General features: G+C 42.4%; 11 protein-coding genes and 2 tRNA genes. 6 read left to right on the forward strand and 7 right to left on the reverse strand.

The genetic code is table 11. The annotated features are described in order from the left end of the window. Nucleotides 1-359: 359 nt before the first annotated feature. A tRNA-Gly gene (locus tag AACX38_RS13270) sits at nucleotides 360-435 on the reverse strand. Between the two features lie 409 nt (nucleotides 436-844). Here AACX38_RS13270 and AACX38_RS13275 point away from each other — a divergent pair. Further along, nucleotides 845-2,062 carry an MFS transporter gene (locus tag AACX38_RS13275; protein ID WP_228864572.1) on the forward strand — a complete coding sequence of 406 codons (1,218 nt, stop codon included), beginning with the start codon at nucleotides 845-847 and terminating at the stop codon, nucleotides 2,060-2,062. Nucleotides 2,063-2,155: 93 nt separating this feature from the next. Here the strand turns inward: AACX38_RS13275 and AACX38_RS13280 are convergent. Then, a tRNA-Gly gene (locus tag AACX38_RS13280) sits at nucleotides 2,156-2,231 on the reverse strand. Between the two features lie 264 nt (nucleotides 2,232-2,495). Next, nucleotides 2,496-3,041 carry an oligoribonuclease gene (gene orn / locus AACX38_RS13285; RefSeq protein ID WP_228864554.1) on the reverse strand — a complete coding sequence of 182 codons (546 nt, stop codon included), beginning with the start codon at nucleotides 3,039-3,041 and terminating at the stop codon, nucleotides 2,496-2,498. Between the two features lie 110 nt (nucleotides 3,042-3,151). Between orn and rsgA the strand changes: the two genes are divergently transcribed. The 4 genes from rsgA (at nucleotide 3,152) to AACX38_RS13305 (ending at nucleotide 9,874) form a co-directional block, all read left to right on the forward strand. Beyond that, the gene (gene rsgA / locus AACX38_RS13290; RefSeq protein WP_228864555.1) at nucleotides 3,152-4,222 is read left to right on the forward strand and encodes a small ribosomal subunit biogenesis GTPase RsgA; all 1,071 of its coding nucleotides are present in this window, start codon (nucleotides 3,152-3,154) and stop codon (nucleotides 4,220-4,222) included. A gap of 115 nt (nucleotides 4,223-4,337) precedes the next feature. Then, nucleotides 4,338-5,267: an archaetidylserine decarboxylase gene (gene asd / locus AACX38_RS13295; protein ID WP_228864556.1), complete on the forward strand. Its 930-nt coding sequence runs from the start codon at nucleotides 4,338-4,340 to the stop codon at nucleotides 5,265-5,267. Nucleotides 5,268-5,291: 24 nt separating this feature from the next. Next, complete coding sequence (mscM, locus tag AACX38_RS13300; RefSeq protein ID WP_099119971.1) at nucleotides 5,292-8,636, forward strand: miniconductance mechanosensitive channel MscM; 3,345 nt, start codon at nucleotides 5,292-5,294, stop codon at nucleotides 8,634-8,636. A 29-nt stretch (nucleotides 8,637-8,665) separates the two neighbouring features. Next, a complete protein-coding gene (locus tag AACX38_RS13305; RefSeq protein ID WP_228864557.1) occupies nucleotides 8,666-9,874 on the forward strand; it encodes an MFS transporter in 1,209 nt (402 codons plus the stop codon). 125 nt (nucleotides 9,875-9,999) lie between these two features. Here the strand turns inward: AACX38_RS13305 and AACX38_RS13310 are convergent, their stop codons facing one another. Next, on the reverse strand, nucleotides 10,000-10,353 hold the full coding sequence (locus tag AACX38_RS13310; protein ID WP_228864558.1) for a DUF805 domain-containing protein: 354 nt from the start codon (nucleotides 10,351-10,353) through the stop codon (nucleotides 10,000-10,002). A gap of 475 nt (nucleotides 10,354-10,828) precedes the next feature. Between AACX38_RS13310 and AACX38_RS13315 the strand changes: the two genes are divergently transcribed. Beyond that, the gene (locus tag AACX38_RS13315) at nucleotides 10,829-12,034 is read left to right on the forward strand and encodes an MFS transporter (RefSeq protein WP_228864559.1); all 1,206 of its coding nucleotides are present in this window, start codon (nucleotides 10,829-10,831) and stop codon (nucleotides 12,032-12,034) included. Nucleotides 12,035-12,043: 9 nt separating this feature from the next. On the opposite strand, the gene AACX38_RS13320 is transcribed toward AACX38_RS13315, so the two are convergent. The 3 genes from AACX38_RS13320 to yigL all read right to left on the reverse strand — a co-directional run bounded on the left by AACX38_RS13320 (nucleotide 12,044) and on the right by yigL (nucleotide 15,762). Further along, complete coding sequence (locus AACX38_RS13320; RefSeq protein WP_228864560.1) at nucleotides 12,044-13,054, reverse strand: LacI family DNA-binding transcriptional regulator; 1,011 nt, start codon at nucleotides 13,052-13,054, stop codon at nucleotides 12,044-12,046. Between the two features lie 38 nt (nucleotides 13,055-13,092). Next, entirely contained in the window at nucleotides 13,093-14,490 is a 1,398-nt protein-coding gene (locus tag AACX38_RS13325) for an MFS transporter (RefSeq protein WP_228864561.1), read from the reverse strand. Between the two features lie 471 nt (nucleotides 14,491-14,961). Continuing rightward, nucleotides 14,962-15,762, reverse strand: coding sequence for a sugar/pyridoxal phosphate phosphatase YigL (gene yigL / locus AACX38_RS13330; protein WP_228864562.1), 801 nt, complete (start codon nucleotides 15,760-15,762; stop codon nucleotides 14,962-14,964). Nucleotides 15,763-15,768 lie beyond the last annotated feature (6 nt).

Raw genomic sequence — 15,768 nt, forward strand, 5'->3', positions numbered from 1 at the left:
GGTATTCACTTTGCTTTAAATTAGAAAGTTTAACTATATGAATGATACTTTTAGATATAACTGGTTGTAATGTATCTAATAGTATCGAAAGGGGCAGCATATATCTGAAAAATATTTATATCCGTTGCGCTATTTGACCACCCGTTACCAAATAAATCAATCAAAAGCTGTTTGTCAAATATTCAGTAATAGATTGGGTAATCACAAGAGCTAAAATCGGTAGGTAATCAGGATTTTGTGGAGTAAAACAAATACTCTACAGTTCACTAGAGTGGATTTGCGTAATAAAAACAAAAAAAGCGCCCTTTCGGCGCTTTTTTCTATGACTTGCAGATTATTAAAATCTGCCGTCCTGAATTTGGAGCGGGAAACGAGACTCGAACTCGCGACCCCAACCTTGGCAAGGTTGTGCTCTACCAACTGAGCTATTCCCGCATAGCTGATCCGCTATTTTAAAAACCAAAACACTCAACCAATTGATTAGGTTAATGTTTTATCTTTAAAGGCATCAAGATGGGCGCCATTATGAACTTCTTTAGTAAAGATGGCAAGTATTTTACAAGCCATAAAACATCAAGTGCTCAAAATACATGCTATCAGACGCTAGTAAACACCACTAATGCCTTAATCAGCACTCAACATCTGCACATTTTCTCTTTAATCAAAAGCAAAAAGACATGAATTGTGTAGCCTCTTGACTAAAATTTGACATCACATTAATCTAATATTCAATTATTAAATTGAATGATTTTTGTTTATATCCCACACTGCTCTTTATCAAACACAAGCTTCCATACCGAACAAACAAAGTACAGCTACATTGAGGAAATCCACCGTGAATAACATGGCATCAGATAAAATAAATACAAAAGCCTCACCAGAAATATCAGATAAAAAACATCGTGATATACCTCTCTCCATCTATTTGCTCGGATTGACGATATTCATCCTGAATACTTCCGCGTTTATGGTTGTGGGCATGATGCCATCGTTAATGGATGCGTTTGCCGTTACAGTCACAGATATCGGCTACCTGCTTTCACTCTACGGAGTAGGAATGCTCATCGGCGGACCGATATTGACAACAGTATTTGGTGTACTTCGAATTCCCAACAAGCAAGCACTGCTTTGGATATTAACGCTCTATAGTATCGGAGGGATCATAGCTGCAATTGCCGGAAGTTATTATGTTATGGCTATCGCCCGTGTTATTACCGGTTTTGCAGGATCTGCCTGCATCGGCATCGCTTTGGCAATCTGTGGTGAGGTTGTTAAAACAGAAATAAGAGGAAGAGCCTCATCGATTGTATTCACAGGCATGATGCTGGCAAATGTTCTGGGTGTCCCCGCAGCAATCATGATCGATCAGTATTTCGGCTGGCGTTTCAGTTTTTGGCTAATCGTTATCTTCACCATTATTTGTACCTTGATTTTATGGGCAATGGTGCCACTTTCACGCAATGCTGCCAATATCCGTATCAGCGAGCAACTTGCCTCATTCAGAAATGGGAAACTCTGGGCAGCTTATGCATCAAGCGCTCTGATTATTGGCGCATCTTACGCTGCTTTCAGTTATATCTCTGTTATCCTGACTGAAATCACAGGATTATTACCCGCTATCATTCCTATTGTTCTTGGCTTTTACGGCGTTGCGAATGTCATCGGTACTTCGATCACAGGTCGTTTTGCTGATCGACACACCTTTGCGGTACTGATAATCGGGATAAGTATACTGACAATATCGCTGCTGATATTCGCGCTTTTCCCGGAAAACCGCTATATCAGTGTGATCGCTTTTCTAATTATTGGCATTGTAGGTGTCTCTATGAGCCCGGCACTGATTACACGGGTTATGCGCGTGGCAAATGCAGGCCCTTTGGTTAACAGCGTCCATGTCTCTTTCATTAATAGTGGTTCTGCCTTTATCTCATGGGCCGGGGGATTAAGCATTGCTGCCGGATATGGGTTAATATCACCACTTTGGATTGGCTTAATTCTGGCTATTGTTGCTTTACTTTCGCTTACGCCGCGTAGTGTCAGAACTGCAATGACATTGCCCTGAACAAAAAATTTATTTAAAAGCAGTGTGTATCAGGAGTATTGTCAGAATTCGGAGAGTGGTAAGAAATTAGGGCTGACTCTGATAAAAAAGATTTGGAGCGGGAAACGAGACTCGAACTCGCGACCCCAACCTTGGCAAGGTTGTGCTCTACCAACTGAGCTATTCCCGCTTAATTTTGGTGTGCTGTACTTTCGAAATTATTCATCGGTACGGGGAGCGCATTATACAAATAATTCACCTTCTGGCAAGTACCAAGACGAAAAAAATCGAATTTTTCCCTTAATTGATTGTTAAACCAACAAACCATACGTAATTTGTGATCACAGCTATAGATGAAAAGCACTCAGATCTATTTTAAATTGCTAGCGATAAACGTTGATTAAGTGGGGTTTCAGACCCACTTAATCAACTCATGTCAGCAAAATACCGCCATTTATTTCTGAATAAAATGCTCGCGGTAGTAAACCAGTTCCGCAATTGACTCCCGGATATCATCCAGTGCCTGATGAGTATTTTTCTTGCTTAAGCCAGCCAGCATTTCTGGCTTCCAGCGACGGGCCAATTCCTTAAGTGTGCTGACATCCAGATAGCGATAGTGAAAATATTTTTCCAGTTCAGGCATATAACGGAACAGAAAACGACGATCCTGACCAATGCTGTTACCGCAGATAGGGGATTTTCCTGCCGGAACCCACTGTTCCAGAAAGGAAATTGTCGCTTTTTCAGCTTCATCCTCACTAAACGAACTCTGTTTTACACGCTCCACCAAACCACTGCCAGTGTGAGTCCTGACGTTCCACTCATCCATCAGAGCCAGTTGCTCAGCTGGCTGGTGTACCGCAATAACCGGTCCTTCTGCAAGAATATTCAGCTCTGAATCAGTCACGATAGTTGCAATTTCAATTATGCGATCGCGCTCGGGATCCAGACCCGTCATCTCTAAATCTATCCAGATAAGATTGTTCTCACTTTTTGACATGATATATCCTAGGTTCCTTTAAAACAGGTAATCTGTATCAGAGGTGTATCATAGCGTTTTTGATCACCCACAGCGATAACCAGCAAGATAGATGAAATAAGTGAGGTTCGGTGGCTAAAAGTAAACTCTCCAAAGGGCAGCAACGCCGTGTGCAGGCCAATCACCAGCGCAGGCTAAAACAGCCGCTCAGCAGGAATGACGCCCAAAAACCAGAACTGGACGACAGCCAGTTTGGTGAGCCACAAGAAGGGCTGGTTATCAGCCGATTCGGGCAACATGCAGATATTGAGGCCGCAGACGCCTCCATACAACGCTGTAATATCCGCAGGACTATTCGTTCACTGGTTACCGGGGATCGTGTCGTATGGCGTCCTGCCTTACAACTCCAGTCAGATGTTAAGGTCAATGGGATCGTAGAAGCGGTTCATGAACGTACTTCCGTGCTCACTCGTCCTGATTATTATGATGGTATCAAACCCATTGCCGCTAATATCAACCAAATTGTGATTGTTTCCGCTATCCTGCCTGAACTCTCACTGAATATTATCGATCGCTATCTGGTGGCATGTGAAACACTCAATATTGAACCCTTGATAGTGCTTAATAAAATCGACCTTCTGGATGAAGAAAGTCGTGAATGGATCAACGGTGTCATGGATATTTACCGCCATATCGGGTATCGGGTGCTCGAAGTTTCCAGCCATACCGGAGAAGGCATTCCTGAACTAGTTCAATTACTGGCTGATAAAATCAGTATATTCGCGGGTCAATCAGGGGTCGGAAAATCCAGCCTGCTGAATACTCTGCTTCCGGACAACGAAAACACCATTCTGGTTAATGAAGTCTCAGATAACTCCGGCCTTGGTCAGCATACGACAACAACAGCTCGCCTCTACCATTTTCCACAGGGAGGAGATGTCATTGATTCTCCCGGCGTCCGGGAATTCGGCTTATGGCATTTGACGCCAGAACAGGTGGTACAAGGGTTTATTGAATTTCGGGATTACCTTGGAAGCTGTAAATTCCGCGATTGCAAACATCTTGATGATCCCGGCTGTGCTTTACGCGATGCACTGGAACGAGGGGTTATTGCAGAAGAGCGCTTTGAAAACTACCACCGGATCCTGGAAAGCATGGCTCAGGTTAAACCACGCAAAAATTTCACTGAAGGTCAAAAATAAGGCAATAATTAGCAATACGTTGCCCTGACATTCAAGATAAGGGCAGGTAGAATAGCGGACTTTTGCCCAATTTTCCTATAAGACATTGGCCGATAAAACACTTCAAGAGGTTGACGTGCTGGATAATATTAAAATCAGACTACAATATTTACTGCCAAAGCAATGTATTACTCACTTAGCAGGCTGGTTCGCCAATAAAAAAGCAGGCTGGTTGACACAGCTTGTCATTAAGGCTTTTGCCAAAGTTTATAAAGTTGATATGAATGAAGCCCAGAATTCATCTTTTCAGGCTTATTCAACCTTTAACGAATTCTTTGTCCGACCATTAAAAGAGGGTATTCGTCCCGTCGTCAATGAAACACACCTGTTGGCACTGCCCGCAGATGGAGCCGTCAGCCAATTGGGAGCCATCCGGGAAGAGCAGATTATTCAGGCTAAAGGCCACTACTATACGGTAGAAGCGCTATTGGCCGGCCAGCACCAACTTGCTGAGCAGTTCCGTAATGGCCAGTTTGTGACGATTTATTTATCACCGAAAGATTATCACCGTGTTCATATGCCATGTGACGGTGTATTGAAAGAGATGATTTATGTTCCCGGCGATCTGTTTTCAGTCAACCCGCTGACTGCCGCCAATGTACCGAATTTGTTTGCACGTAATGAACGTGTTATCTGTATGTTTGATACAGCCTTTGGCCCAATGGCACAAATTCTGGTTGGTGCCACAATTGTGGGTAGTATAGAAACTGTCTGGAGTGGCTGTGTTACCCCACCACGCGAAGGGATTATCAAACGCTGGGTCTATCCGGCAGAAGGCGAGGAGGGGGCGGTTTCTCTCAAGAAAGGAGAAGAAATGGGCCGTTTCAAACTGGGTTCAACCGTAATCAATCTGTTTGCCCCTAATCAGATTCAGTTTGCCAATAACTTATACAGTGGTTCACAAACCCTGATGGGTGGCCTGCTGGCACAAACTATCTCAAACGATGAAGAGCATACTGAGCACACAACTGACGATGTTTCCGTGAATCAAAATAACGCCAGTTAATTTATTACCAAGGAGCCCCTTATTGTGCGCCTGATTATCAGTTTATTTCTTAGCCTGCTTATTGCGAATCTGGCTTTCGCCTCCACAACACAGTTGGATGAAAACCAGCTTAAACAGGAGCTGAAACAGGTTGAAGGCAGTAAAAATCCTCAGGACGCTGAAATTGCGCAAGCACTGCAAGGGGCTATCACTTGGATTAGTGACACAAAATCCTCCAAGGAACGGATTGCAAAATATCAACAGTCAATTGATGACTTCCCAAAATTAATCAAAGAATTACGTCAGAAAATACTGGCAACCAGTGAACCACCTCCTGCTATTCAGGCTAATCAGGCCATCAGCAGCCTGGAACAGCAGATTATCCAGCTGAACAGTCAATTACTGGAGCAGGAACGGCAGTTACAACAAGAACAGGAGAAAATCCGGGAGATTAGTGAATCCGTAAATCTCATGCCTCAACAGCAAACAGAAGCAAGGCGCTTGTTAGCTGAGGCAACTTCCCGGCTTCAGTCATTAAATACACCTTCACCGGGACTGAGTGAAGCACAGTTAACGCTTGCTCAGGCAGAAGTGAATGCCCGCAAAACTGCGACCAGTGAACTGGAGATGGCACAACTTTCTGCCAATAATCGGCAGGAGATTGCCCGCTTACGAGCAGAATTATTTAAAAAACGCTATCAAAATCTGGATATTCAGCTCCAGCAACTTCGTAGCCAGTTAAACGCCAAGCGGCAGCAAAAAGCAGAATCAGCTCTTGAGCATACTGAAATGCTGGCAGAACAGAATGGTGGAAAACTCCCTCAGTTTCTACTGGATGAACTTCAGCAAAACCGCCACCTTTCACAAATGCTCAATCAGCAAACTCAACGCATGGATTCCATTGGCTCTCAGCAGCGCAAAGCTGCCGATGATATTCTGCGGGTACGTCAGACCCTTAATACCATCCGCGAACAGGCGCAATGGCTGGGTGATTCAACAACATTAGGAGCCGCGTTAAGGGCGCAGTTAACCCGCATCCCGGATGTCCCAAAATCTCAGCAGCTAGACCGAAATATAGTTGAATTACGGGTTGAAAGGCTAAAATATGAAGAAATGCTGGAACACTCTCAGCGGGAAAGCGAACATACTCCTATTACAAATAGCAGCCTGACGCCAACCCAAAAACAGGTTTATGATTCCCTTATCCGTACCAGAAAAGAGTTACTTAATTCCCTGCTTTCCGGTTATGACAGCGAAATATTGGAATTAACAAAACTCAAAGTTTCTACCAGCCAGTTAAATGAGGCATTGAAAGAAGTTAAGGATGCCACGCACCGCTATCTGTTCTGGGTAGCAGATGTCAACCCCATTTCACTGAATTACCCTCTGTTGGTTGTACGGGATTTAACCCGATTACTCTCTCTGGATACAATTTCCCAATTAGGAATTGCAATCCATGTGATGCTGACAACGCAGGATACCTTGCTTTATCTGCTAGGTACGTTGTTGCTGGTGATATTCAGCATCAGTTCACACCGCCAGTATCACGCTTTCCTTGAACGCTCCAGCAACCGTATCGGAAAGGTGACACAAGATCACTTCTCCCTGACCATAAGAACCGTGTTCTGGTCTGTTGTGGCGGCTTTGCCTCTGCCAATGCTCTGGTCAGCGATTGGCTACGGCCTGAAAAATGCCTGGCAGTACCCAATGGCAACCGCTATCGGTAATGGTGTCAGCGAAACAACACCTATCCTATGGATTTTCATGCTCAGCGCAGCGTTTGCCCATCCGAATGGCCTGTTTATTGCTCATTTCCGCTGGCCGGAAGAACGCGTCAAACGGGCAATGCGCTTTTATCGGGTATCAATTTTCCTGATTGTGCCATTGATGATGGCGCTAATTACCTTTAACAATTACAGTGATCGTGAGTTTGGTGCAACCCTCGGCAGATTATGTTTTTTAATGCTCTGCGTCTCGCTGAGTCTGGTCACAACCAGCCTGAAACGGGCAGGTATTCCACTGTATATGGATAAACATGGTTCAGGTGAAAACGTTATCAACTCTGTTTTATGGTGGATACTGCTTTCTGCACCAATTCTGGCCGCGCTGGCTTCTGTACTGGGTTATCTGCAAACTTCGCAGGCCCTGTTGGCACGGTTGGAAACCTCCGTTGCCATCTGGTTCTCCCTGCTGGTCATCTATCACATAACCCGTCGATGGATGTTAATCCAGCGTCGTAAAATTGCGTTCGAAAGGGCAAAACAACGCCGGGCCGATATCCTCGCCCAACGCGCTAAAAGTGAAGAAGATTCCAGCAATATTAACAGCAGTGTTGAAGGGGTGATTGAAGTTGAAGAGCCAGTTATCGATCTGGATGCAATCAGTGCCCAGTCTTTAGGTCTGGTACGCTCCATCCTGACGATGCTGGCACTGGTTTCACTTATCCTGTTATGGTCAGAACTACATTCTGCGTTCTCTTTCCTTGAAAATATCCGGTTATGGGATGTCACCACAAGCATCAACGGTATTGATACTATCCAGTCAATCACTCTGGGTTCTATCCTGATTGCCATTCTGGTCATTATTATTACGACTCAGCTTGTCCGTAATCTCCCTGCATTACTGGAACTGGCACTGTTACAACATCTGGAACTGACGCCCGGTACAGGCTACGCCATCACCACATTAACCAAATACGGTATTACGCTGATCGGCAGTATCGTCGGTTTCTCATTAGTGGGTATTGAATGGTCAAAACTGCAATGGTTAGTTGCAGCAATGGGGGTTGGGCTTGGTTTTGGGTTACAGGAAATTTTTGCCAATATTATTTCTGGGCTGATGATCCTGTTCGAAAAACCAATCCGTATTGGCGATACCGTCACTATTCGCGGGCTGACCGGTAGCATCACAAAAATTAATACACGGGCAACTACTCTGACTGACTGGGATAGAAAAGAGATCATCGTTCCCAATAGAGCATTTATTACTGAACAATTTATAAACTGGTCATTGTCTGATACCATCACCCGTATTGTCCTGACGATCCCTGTTCCCGTAGAGACAGAATCTGCGAAAGCAACAGAGATATTACTGACCGCAGCAAGACGATGCCCGTTAATTATCGATAATCCGATGCCTGAGGCCTATTTGGTTGACCTGCAACAAGGGATTCAGATTTATGAACTGCGAGCTTATGCCGCAGAAATGGGCCATCGTATGCCTGCTCGTCATGAAGTACATCAATATATTTTGCAGGAATTCCATAACCACAATATCACCCTGCCATTCCCTCCATTTCAGGCTCGTGTTGATATTTTCGGACAGGAGATCCGCAGTGCTACAACCAATACATCAGGTCGCAATCTTCCACGTAAACCGGGAGATCTATAATTTAATTTAGGGAAAAAGAGAACAAAAATATGGTAAGGCGCATCCCTGTTCAGATAAGTGGCTTACTGGCATTAAATGGTGTTTCCATTCTGGGAAACACCATTACAGAAATCGCTATTCCTTGGTTAATTCTGGAAATATCAGGCAGCCCATTACTGGTTGCTGCTGTGATGTCAGCCAAAATGCTGCCATTAATATTATCTGTTTTTTTCAGTGCACAGTTAGTTGATAGATACGGCGCATTTCGTATCTCAGTATTATCGGATTTAGTTAATTTCCTGAGTGTGTTATTAATCCCTGTATTCTATACAATGGATATTCTTCACCTTTATCTTTTAGCGATTTTATTAATATTTTCAACTATTCTGGATTCACCAGGAAGACTGGCAAAAGATATTATGCTGGCAAAGGAAATAAAACAGCATAAAAGAGAGAATGAATTAATCAATGGCATAAACAGCACCATTGAAAATATTTGTGATCTTGTTGGCCCGGCGTTTGGCTCACTCATTATCGCCATGCTTGGTACAATCAACGCATTATACTTTGATGCCGTTAGCTTTTTAGTTGTTGCCCTCGGTATCATTATTCTGAAAAAACATTTTGTCGCTGATATAAACCAGATAACCGAAGCCCCTTCTCTGCCACATCGTTATTTCCTTGAAGCCTTGAGCTACATTAAATCAGAGAAGGAACTGTTTTCTGTTCTCATCCTAAGTTCAATAATCAATTTTGTTATCACCCCATTCCTGACCGTTTATCTGCCTTACGTCAATAAAACCGAATTTAATTCCGTTATCAGCCTCGGGATTTCAATGACATGCTTTGGCATAGGCACCGCTCTTTCCTCTTTGTTGTACGGTATCTATGGGAAATATTTTTCCAGCCACCGGATCCTTCTCTCCGGTTACAGCCTGCTTGGGTTATGCTTCCTGTCTTTATCTCTATTCAGTGGGCAGTATGTTTTGTTTATCCAGCTTTTTGCCATCGGCTGTGGCATTGGTTTTGCTGCGCCAGTAGAAATTACGTTGATTCAACGCAGAGTACCTGAAAGTCTGTTTGGCAGGATAATGACCCTGTTTACCTCTACCCGATTTATTAGCGTTCCTATCGGATATATCGCTTTCGGTGCCGTACTGGAATCCAGAATCGCCCAGCAAACACCGATTATTATGGCGGTAATAGTATTGAGTGGAATATTAGTTTACTTGCTTCTGCGAGGAAGAAGGGAAAATTAAAAATCAGGTCACGATGACAGAATAAGATGATTTTTTATTGATAAGAAAACGCTGTTATAAAATCATAAGCAGCGTTTTGATAGTTTTGGCAAACTAAAGAAAAAAATCAAAGAGGTATTACTATATTAACGCAGTCCCTTCGGGTCAGCGCCGTATTCATTACTGCCTTCTGTACCTTCCAGAAGAGTAAAGATAAATACCACAAAGCCTCCTAACGGGACAAAATTCAGTAAGAACCACCAGCCAGAGTGATTAGTATCATGCAGGCGGCGTATTGTTACTGCCAGTGATGGAATAAAAGTGATTAACACATAAAGAACAATTAATATAAGTCCGATGGTCTCACCGAGAATTGCACCTAATATACAAACTGCCAAAAGAGCAAGCATATTAAACAGAGAAAACATCCAATATTCTTTACGGCGTGCACGCCCGGAAAAATCAGCGTAATTTTTTAAAACCTGAACATACCAATTCATAATATTACTTCTTTAAAAGAAATTTTATAAAACAAAAGGAGACAAACTATAAAGGATGCGAGATTTTATACTCACTTATCTTTTAAAGTCCATATCCCTCTCTTAAAGAGATAATATTAACCAAACCATATAATTCTAAGATATTTAATCAATAAAATCTGTCTAATATAAAATACAACGTAATTTTAATATATATTCGTCTACTTCATATCAAAGTTAGCTATCAATTAATCAGAAAAAAAAAGCTAATTAATGCAGCATTAACCGACTATAAAATAATATTTTCATAGCATGCTTATAATTAATTAAATCATCAAAAAAAGGAATGGTGCCTCTGAAAAATACTCTAATCAGTTATTAATCATCGCACAAATGCAAAAAATGCGGTTACACCAGTCACGCCATTTACATAAATTTAACAAAACCCTATTATGTCAGTTTAAATAATAAACATATTCTTATCGTTCAAGATAATATGAAAACCTTATCCGACAGGCCATGGTTACTAATAACTTTTTTCCTGATAGCAAATCTTTTCTCTTCAATTGCCGTTGCAATAGGAATGTATCTTATTCCGTGGTATATCAGCAATAATGCCGGGGATCCTTCTTCTCTGGCAACAACTGCCATGTTTTCTGCTGTTTTAGTACTTTGTCTCACTCCTTTTATTGGCAGAATAATCGATTCTTTCAACCGAAAATCAATTCTGATGTTTATCACCATTGCAGTTCTGATACTTTTTCTGTTTCTTTCTCTCTCAGGTAGTACATTTTCGAACCAATTATATGCCCTAATCTGTGCCTATATCTGCATTCAGATTTATTTCGCTGTTTTCTATTCAACCCGGCAGGGATTTATTAAAGATGTTTTTCAGGCCAGTGAGCTGTATCGTATTAATGCCATTCTTGAAATAGAAGCCCAGTCTTCGACACTCATTGCAGCATTATTAGTCGTTACCTTTTCTGGTTCAGCCAACATTGATATTTTTATGCTACTGGCATGCATGGCGTTTATTTCCCTTATTATACTCGCAGTAATCCCTTATACCGCCAGAAATATCAAACCTGGAAGAGCACCTGAATCTCAGCAATCTACGCTTCCTTTGTCATTTTTAAAAACTGACTTATTTTGCTATATATCAATGGGCGCAATTCCCTTCATTTGCATCATGACCATCAATATCATACAACCCCCATTTATGGATAGTGTGCTTCAGCAACCTATCAGCTCTTATGCTACTTACGGGATTATCTATGGCTGTGGTGCCATTCTGGTTGGTTTTATTATGGGAAAAATATCCAATCGTTATCCTCAACGCAATCTGGTGCTAATGTTCACTCTCACTTTTACGATAGCGCTCGGTATAATCGCTCTGTTTCCAACTCTTGAAGTGATTCTGATATGTGGTTTTTTCCTCGGATTCAGTAATTCAGCATCACGGATATCAAGCAACAACCTTATTCTACAGGAAGTTGATTCTGAGGTAATTGGCCGGGCATTTTCATATGGGCAATTTTTCGCACTGTGCGGCAGGATCATTGCGACAGGGCTTGTTCCACTAATTTTTGTTAGTGATTACAAATTAGTATGGAATTATGTCTTTGCTATCAGCCTTATTGCACCAGTCGTGTTGTTGGTCAGGCGATATTTAGATCAGGTAGAACCCAGTGAAGTACGATAATAAATGAGTTTATCGCTCAGGCTGGCAGCCACAGGATTCACCAATTTGTAATTCAAACTCGAATTCACACTCCTGTGCCCGGCCATTCCATGTTCTCAATATGTTGATAGCTGTTTGTGCCATCTGATCAACCGGCTGGCGAACAGCAGTCAAAGAAGGCACATTATATAAAGATTGCTGAGTCGCATTGAAACAAACTAACGCAATATCGGCTGGCACTTTTATTTTATGTTCGGCCAGTGCCCGTAAACAACCGAACGCCTGCAACTCATTGGAAGCAAACAAAGCCTGAGGCAACTTCCCTTTCAACATTCGTAACGTCGCTTCATAGCCTCCCAGCCGGGTATAATCTGTAGAGAAAATCCATTCTTTCTTTATCGCCAGATTGGCCTGTTCTAACGCATCTCGCCAGCCGGAAAGGCGATCTTGTGTGTTTAGCATACTAAGAGGCCCACAAATAATGGCAACATCTCGATAACCATGCTCAGTCAAATGTTGAGTCACTTTAAATGCGGCAATCCGTTCATTGACCCTGATTGCACTGACATTTGAATCAGCATAAACCCAATCGAGCATCACGCAGGGAGTTCCACTGGCCTGAATCAAATCAATATAAGGATGACGATCCACGCTGGTGTACAGTAAACCATCAATCTGACGATTCAGTAGATTATTAATCAGCTCCTTCTCCCGGATTCGATTATCACCTGAATCTCCCGGCAGCAGTACCTGACCATATTTAAAAGCCTCCAACTGCAAGGCATGAGCTACCGAAGAAAGGAAAGGATTGGATATATCCGGCAAAATCAGGCCATAAGCATGAGTTGAGCCAGAAACTAGCGCCTTGGCAATATTATTCGGGCGATAACCTGTTTTTTTTATCGCAGCCAATACACGCTGACGAGTTGCGTCTGCTACGGGGCGTGGGCCATTGTTAATAACATAGCTGACAACAGCTACCGAGGTTCCGGCTTCTTTCGCAACATCGCTGCGTGTGACTTTTTTCAAGCGGGCATTCATATAACTATGCTAGTTCCATCATATTGGATTGCAGGTGATTAAATTGCATCTTCAAGTAAATTCAAATCTCTGCCACGTGTTTCAGGTGCAAAAAATGTCGTAATAAACCCGATCCCTGCCATCACTGAAAAATAACATGCAATGGGCCACCAATGACCACTAAAAGAGAATAAAGCGGCTGCAATCAGCGGTGCTGTACCACCGGATAACATCGCGCCTAATTCTTTCGCAAATGCCATTTTGGAGTAACGATTAGTGACACCAAATAGTTCAACTCCCCACGCAGCCTGTACACCAAAAATACCGAGTGAAGCCAATCCCATTCCTACAACAATAGTCAGAATAACGACGATAGGTTCACGACTTTCCATCAGGTAAAAAGCAGGAAATGCATAAAAAATCAGTAATAGACAAAACCAGCGATAAGTAATACGGCGCCCAAAGCGATCAGAAAAATAACCTGCCAGAGGAATAATGATAAACCCCAGAACTGACGCTATAAGTACAGAAATTGTGGGAATAAATTTATCCATCGCCAGTACATTCGCAACATAACCAATGATAAACCCCTGAGCCAGATATGACGGCCCATTTTCGCCAATGCGCAACCCCACCATTAGCCAGAATGCCCGGGTTCTCTGCCAAAAACAGCGCTCACGCTCAGATATTTTATCCTGCTCTTTTTCAGTTAATACCCGGCCTCGTTCTTCTGTCAGCATTGCTTTATAGCGTTCGAAAACCGGCGTTTCACTCATATAGCGGCGTATGAATAATGCGGCTAGTGCAATCAAAAAGCTACACAGGAATGGAATACGCCATCCCCAATCCAATAAACTCTTTTTATCCATCGTCAAAACCAGCAACCAGACCAGTGATGCCAGTAACGTTCCACCATTAGAGCCAAGAGCGATAATAGATGAAACTAAACCTCGCTGCTTAGGTGGAGCAAATTCCCCCAGAATGACAGTACCTCCAGATAATGCTGCACCTGCTCCTAATCCCTGTATAAATCGTAAAATCACCAAAAAAATCGGTGCCCAAACACCAATATGTGCATAACTGGGAATTAAGCCAATTAATGTCGTTGAAACTCCCATCAGCATGACAGTCATAACCATGACGAATTTACGACCTTTCCGATCACCCATCCAGCCGAATACAAGCGCTCCAATAGGGCGGGCAATAAACCCGACAGAATAAGTGGCAAAACTGGCTAATAACGCCATTGTCGGAGTCACTTCCGGAAAGAAAATATCAGCAAAAATGATACCAGCAGCTAAACCGTAAAGTGCGAAATCGGCATATTCCATCGTCGTACCGAACCAACAGGAAAAAATCGCTCGCCGAAACCCTTTTCGCCCTTCCGGTGTAGCCAGACACGCTTCAGAAGCATGTCTTAACTCAGTGATAACTGGCTCCGTATTTTCATACGGCATAACAATGTATTCCCTGAATGTTGGAACAGTGAATTTTTAACTCCAACATAATATGTCTGACAATATTATTTTTATTCATCGATTATTTTCACACACCAGAATATCTACTCGCGTAGACTGTAAAAATACAGGAATTTAATTATTGAACTTCAGCAACAACTATCATAGAAAATTCATTGATTGTAATTAATAAATTTTGAAACATGATGATTTAAAAACCCCTATATCTACACAGTACACTTTCATTACGATTCATTATTAAGATAAAAATCACATAGCAACTTAAAATATAAACAATTAAAAACAAACCCACAGTAATAATATAACCATAAAACCAAATTATAATATTTGTGATAATAAATAATAAAATTATCATATTTAAAAATAGTATTGCTAATTTTTTCTTTTAAATATAAAAACAGCATCCGATTGGATGCTGTTTTTATATTTTGATGGGTGAAACCAACACCCTCAAACCTGATACATTTTCTGCAAATAACACGACACCGCATCATCAGCATTAGAGCCTATGATTTCCATGTCCGGCAGAGTATCTTTCAGGCGCTGATGTGCTCCCTGCATAATGCAGCCTTTACCAGCCACACTCAGCATTTCACGATCATTCATGCCATCACCAAACGCTATGCAATCACTTAACTCATAACCGATGGACTGGCAGACCTGTGCCAGTGCTTCTCCCTTGGATACACCACCTGACATGACTTCCAGACAGTTTCTCAGTGAAAAGCTGACATTGACTTTGTCTCCCCAGCGCGCTTCAATCCTTTCTTCCAGCTGAACCAAATAATCATGGTCGTCGCTGGTATAGTAAACCTTGCATACCCCATTAACCGGGAAATTGTCGCGCTGGAAAATCTGGTAATGGAAATCCGATACTTTAAAGAATTCGGTTTGTTCCTCGCTTGCGCGATTAACCCACCACTCATCGTTATTGTAATAGTTAGTCAGAACATCCGGGTTATCAAACTCCAGCAAACATAAATCACGGGCAATTTTCGGTGCAAGGTTATGGCTGAAGACCAAATCTCCTTGTGAGTTATGTACCCTCGCCCCATTTGATGTGATCATATAAGCATCAATGCCCAGCCCGTCCCGGATCTGTCCTACATCAATGTGGTGACGCCCTGTTGCAAAGATAAAGTGGATTCCTTTATCCGTCAGCAGATTCAATATTTTCTTTGTATATGGTGTTAATACGTGATCGGGAGATAACAGTGTGCCATCTAAATCTGAAGCAACAACATGGTACATGGTTCA

The organism is Xenorhabdus sp. PB30.3 (genome assembly GCF_963895965.1).
GTDB classification, from domain to species: domain Bacteria; phylum Pseudomonadota; class Gammaproteobacteria; order Enterobacterales; family Enterobacteriaceae; genus Xenorhabdus; species Xenorhabdus stockiae.